The following is a 4457-nucleotide window of genomic DNA, read 5'->3' as shown; positions in this document are numbered from 1 at the left end:
CACCCACCGCCTCCGCCGAGCCTATCGGCGCCGGGGGACTGGAGCCGGTGCGCGGCGCAAAGGCCCTCGGCAACGCGCCGGCGGCCGACGCGAGCCTCGGCACGGTGATCGGCTTCGCCGCGGAACCCGGCCGTCCGGCGCTCGATGGCGCCGCTGGCGAAAACAGCCCCTATGCGGCGGCCCTGCTGCGCCATCTCGCGGCGATGAAAGGCACCGAGTTCGGCTCGGTCATGCGCATGGTGACGGAAGAGGTCTATCTCGACACCAAGGCGAAGCAGCGCCCCTGGGTCAACGAAAGCCTGCGCCGGCTGCTCTATTTCGGTGTCGCACCGCCCGAACCGACCGGCGACGACGGGCTGATCACCGGCGAGCGGCGGCAGTTGCTGCTGACCATTTCCGAGCTGCCCGATCCCAAGCGGGCACAGGTGGAGCTGGCGTCGCTACAGGAAGGCGTCCCGCTCGACGCGCTTTACGGCGTGCTGAGGGCGCTCGGCACGGAGAAGATCCCGGAAGATCCGGCTGACCTGCGGAAAGTGCTCGATGCCCAGGCTGAGCGTCTGAGGAAGATGATGTCCGAGCGCGCAGCGTTGCGCACCGACGATCCGGAGATCAAACGCCTGGTCGCTTCCGCCGACAAGGCCATCGGCCAGGGCGCGATCGCCACGGCGCGAAAATTCCTCGATGATGCCGTGGGGCGGGTCGAAGCGACCAATGACACGGTCGACAAGGCTGAGGAATTGATCAAGCAGAAGCGCATCGCGGATGCCGCGATCTACGCCAAGCGGGCCGACGCCTCGGCGCTGGTCTTCGACTACAAGTCGGCCGCCAATGACTATGCCAAGGCGTTCTCGCTGGCCGAGAAATGGGATGACAAGCTGCGCTGGAACTACAAGAACCAGGAGGCGGAAGCACTTAATTCCTATGGCTACGCCACCGGCGACCTGGATGCGCTGCGGCACGCGATCGAAGCTTATCGCGCCATCTTGAACTTCATTCCCAATGGCGAACAGAATCGCGACTGGGCCATCACCCGCAACAACATGGCGGTGGTGCTGCAGAACATCGGCGAGCGCGAGACCGAGACCGCGCATCTCGAAGAGGCCGCGCAGATCTTTCGCGATTCGCTTGCCGTGTTCGAACATGTGAAGGACGACCTCAACTGGGCCGCCGCCCAGAACAATCTCGGCAATGTGTTGTTGAAGATCGGCGAACGCGAAAGCGACCCGAAGCGCTTGAACGAGGCGGTGGCGGCGATGCGCGCCACGTTGGAGAAGCGCCCGCGCGACAAGGTGCCCCTCGACTGGGCGTCCTCGCAGAACAATCTTGGCCTCGCGCTCTATGCGCTCTCCGAACGTGAACCCGGCGGCGAACATCTGGCCCAGGCGGAAGCGGCCTACCGGCTGGCGCTCGAGGAATATACGCGCCAGAAAACGCCGGTCGAATGGGCGATGGTCCAGAACAATCTCGGCAACACGCTTGTGACGCTCGGCATCCAGCTCAACGACAAGGCCAGGATCAACCAGGCCGCCGACGCCTTTCGCGCCGCGCTCGAAGTGCGAACCCGCGACACATTCCCGGTCTCCTGGGCCACCAGCCGGCTCAACCTCGGCAATGCGCTGAGTGGTGTCGCCCGTTTCGACATGGGCACCGGCACGCTTGAAGAGGCGGCGGCAGCCTATGACGATGCGCTGACGGTGTTCACCAGGCAGCGCTTCTCGATGGACTGGGCGTCTGCGCAGAACAATCTCGGCTCGATCTACCAGACGCTTGGCCAGCGCACCCGCGACGCATCCAGGCTGGAGCAGTCGGTTGCGGCATTCCAGGCGGCCCGCCAGGTCTATGTCAGGCGGAAATTCCCGCTTGACTGGGCGATGAGCTACTACAATCTCGGCAACACGCTGCAGCTTCTCGGCGGCGTGACGGACAAACCCGAACACTATGGCGAGGCGGTCGACGCCTACCGCAACGCCTTGCGCGAATACCAGCGTGAAACCAATCCGCGGCAATGGGCGCTGACCCAGGCCGGCCTCGGCTCGACGCTGCACTGGTTGAGCATGAGCAATGCCGACCCCAAGACCTTGCGGGATTCGATCGCCGCGCGCCGTGCGGCGCTCGAAGTGCTGACCATCGAGACCGCGCCGGTCGACTGGGCGAACGCGCAGAACGGCATCGGCATGAGCCTGCTCAACCTCGGCAACATCGAACGGACCGGCAAATATCTCGACGAGGCCGAGGCGGCTTTCACGGCGACGCTGAAAGTGTTCACCAGGGAAAGTCAGCCCATGCAGTGGGCCTTCGAACAGAACAATCTTGGCGACATCCATTGGAACCGCGCCAGCTATGGCGGCGGCAAGCCGGAATATCTCAAGGCGATCGCGTTCTTCGAGAACGCCAAACAGGGCTTTACCGAAGCCGGCTACACAATCCCGATCCCGCTGACCGACCAGAAGATCGATCTGGTGAAGCAGCAGCTCGCCAAAAAGTGAGGCTTGAGACGCGACCGGCGCCCGGCTTGTCTTTGTGCCCGCTTTCCAATCCCTATATGCGAATGGTTGGAGCCCGATACGGACTCATGGAAGGGTGGCGATGATCCGGTTAGCCTTGGCGTTGTTCCTGCTTGTCGTCCCCGCCGCCGCGCACGCGACCGACGCCGGCTGGGCGCTGCTGCGCGATGGCGGCCATGTGGTGCTGCTGCGCCACGCCATGGTCACCGGCACCACCGACCCGGCCAATTTCGACATCGGCAATTGCGCCACCCAGGTCAATCTGTCGGCGCGCGGCAAGCAGCAGGCAAGCAAGATCGGCGCCCTGTTTGCCGCCCGCGCGGCTCCCATCGAGCGCATTCTGTCCAGCCGCTACTGTCGCTGCCTCGACACGGCGCGCACCGCCTTCGAGGCCGAGCCGGAACTGTTCGCACCGCTCGACCTCCTGAAGGGCGACGATGCACAGAAAGCAGCGCAGATCGCCGCCATCATGAAGGAAATCCGCGCTTATTCCGGGTCCGACAATCTGATCATGGTCACCCATCTGGAAGACATCGTGGCGCTGACCGGCATCTCGCCGCGCGAAGGCGAAGCCGTGGTGGTCGAACCGCAGGGCGACGGCCTTCGCGTGCTCGGCCGCGTCGCTTTCTAAACGTGGCCCGACCCGGCTGATACATCGGAGAGCAGCGATGCATCGATGCGAACTTTCCACGTCTCGATCATGCCTGTGAACGCATCCTCCGTCAGTTCGGACAGATACGACCTGCCGGCCTCGCTTAACGCCGTCAAAGTATAGGAAATCAATGCCTCGGTGTCTCCGCTGGTTACCTGGCGGCAGGCCACGTCAACAAATCCGAACCGCGAATCCGGCGTAACCCTCACATAGCGAACCTGATGGATCCGTGGATCCCAATGCGTACAGGCCCAAAGCGTTGTCTCGTCGCCGTGAGTAGTCCGGAAGACCATGCCTTGCCGCGTTTCTAGCGCTTTGCGGGTGCAGAAACTCCGGATCCCAGCCCGCTACCCACAAGCTCTCGCCGATCGGCGAGAACAGCGGGAAGACGCGGTCGACCGGACCGAAGAGCACGATGCTATGACTGCGTTCAAGATGGCTCGTCATTCGCTTTCCCTTTCCATTCAATCAGAGGATGGCGCTTCAGCCAGACCGTGGCTGTCCGCCGCGCCAAGTTCCAGCCCGTAGATGCGCTTCAGCTGGCTGATTGTGTCGAGCGTCTCGGGCGAAAACGGCGTCTGCCCTTCGAAAGCGTGCAGGACGATGCCTTCAATGAGATCGCCAAGGCTCATGTCGCGATGCTCGGCCAATGCCTTGAGCACCTTCACCAATCGTTTTTCCAGACGAACCCCGGTCTGCACGCGTTCTATATCCATAATCTATATTGTACCACGGTACATTGGTACAGGCAACTGCCGACAGGCTGAAGTTGCTGAAATGTCACTGCCGGAATAAGCCGCAAATCCGCCGCCACAATGTCGCTTGCGACAACCCGTCGCAGGGGCTATAGGCGCGCTCCCGGTCACGAGAACCGAAGTGAGCACAGCGGTTGGAGCTTTCGTCTCCGCCCGTGCAGGCGGCTTTGCCGCCCTGTATACGGCGCCGCTTTGGGGATTGGGATCGCGGATGTAGCTCAGAGGTAGAGCACCGGATTTGGGTCCGGAGGTCGCAGGTTCGAATCCTGCTGTCTGCACCACGGATAGCTCAGTTTGGTAGAGCATCAGATTTAGGTTCTGATTGTCGAAGGTTCGAATCCTTCTCCATTGGCCTGATAAGCCAGCACCCTGCCACGGTGTTATCTGAAAAACGGTCCGGGGACTGGAATGCTGAAGACTTGACGGACGGCCGAAGCCTTCGGGCCAAGGCCGGATCGAAAGGTCCGATGCCATCGGCTCGCGGCCAGGCTGGCGGTGATGGGCAAGGCGCAGCGTCGCCGGCGAAGGAGGCCAAGGCCTCCGGCG

At 62.8% G+C, this 4457-nt stretch carries 3 protein-coding genes and 2 tRNA genes; 4 read left to right on the top strand and 1 reads right to left on the bottom strand.

Features of this window, described 5'->3' with window-relative positions; all coding sequences use genetic code 11:
* A partial coding sequence (locus tag EOA36_RS28660; protein ID WP_127280387.1) for a caspase family protein occupies positions 1 to 2486 on the top strand: 2486 nt, incomplete at its 5' end.
* A 100-nt stretch (positions 2487 to 2586) separates the two neighbouring features.
* Complete coding sequence (locus EOA36_RS28655) at positions 2587 to 3135, top strand: histidine phosphatase family protein (protein ID WP_127280386.1); 549 nt, start codon at positions 2587 to 2589, stop codon at positions 3133 to 3135.
* Positions 3136 to 3620: 485 nt separating this feature from the next.
* On the opposite strand, the gene EOA36_RS28650 is transcribed toward EOA36_RS28655, so the two are convergent.
* Positions 3621 to 3857, bottom strand: coding sequence for a hypothetical protein (locus tag EOA36_RS28650; protein WP_245464499.1), 237 nt, complete (start codon positions 3855 to 3857; stop codon positions 3621 to 3623).
* A 261-nt stretch (positions 3858 to 4118) separates the two neighbouring features.
* Here EOA36_RS28650 and EOA36_RS28645 point away from each other — a divergent pair.
* Together EOA36_RS28645 and EOA36_RS28640 are read left to right on the top strand one after the other, a co-directional pair.
* Positions 4119 to 4192: transfer RNA gene (locus EOA36_RS28645), tRNA-OTHER, on the top strand.
* A gap of 2 nt (positions 4193 to 4194) precedes the next feature.
* Positions 4195 to 4263, top strand: a tRNA-Leu gene (locus tag EOA36_RS28640).
* Positions 4264 to 4457: the final 194 nt, after the last annotated feature.

Source organism: Mesorhizobium sp. M8A.F.Ca.ET.021.01.1.1 (genome assembly GCF_003998025.1).
In the GTDB taxonomy this organism is placed as follows: domain Bacteria; phylum Pseudomonadota; class Alphaproteobacteria; order Rhizobiales; family Rhizobiaceae; genus Mesorhizobium.
Note: the sequence above shows the minus strand (reverse complement) of the source record. Positions and strands in the feature narration are given on the sequence as shown.

Bases quoted from the DNA above. Each gene is read 5' to 3' on its own strand.
- EOA36_RS28655 (WP_127280386.1), top strand. From the start codon at position 2,587: ATGATCCGGTTAGCCTTGGCGTTGTTCCTGCTTGTCGTCCCCGCCGCC.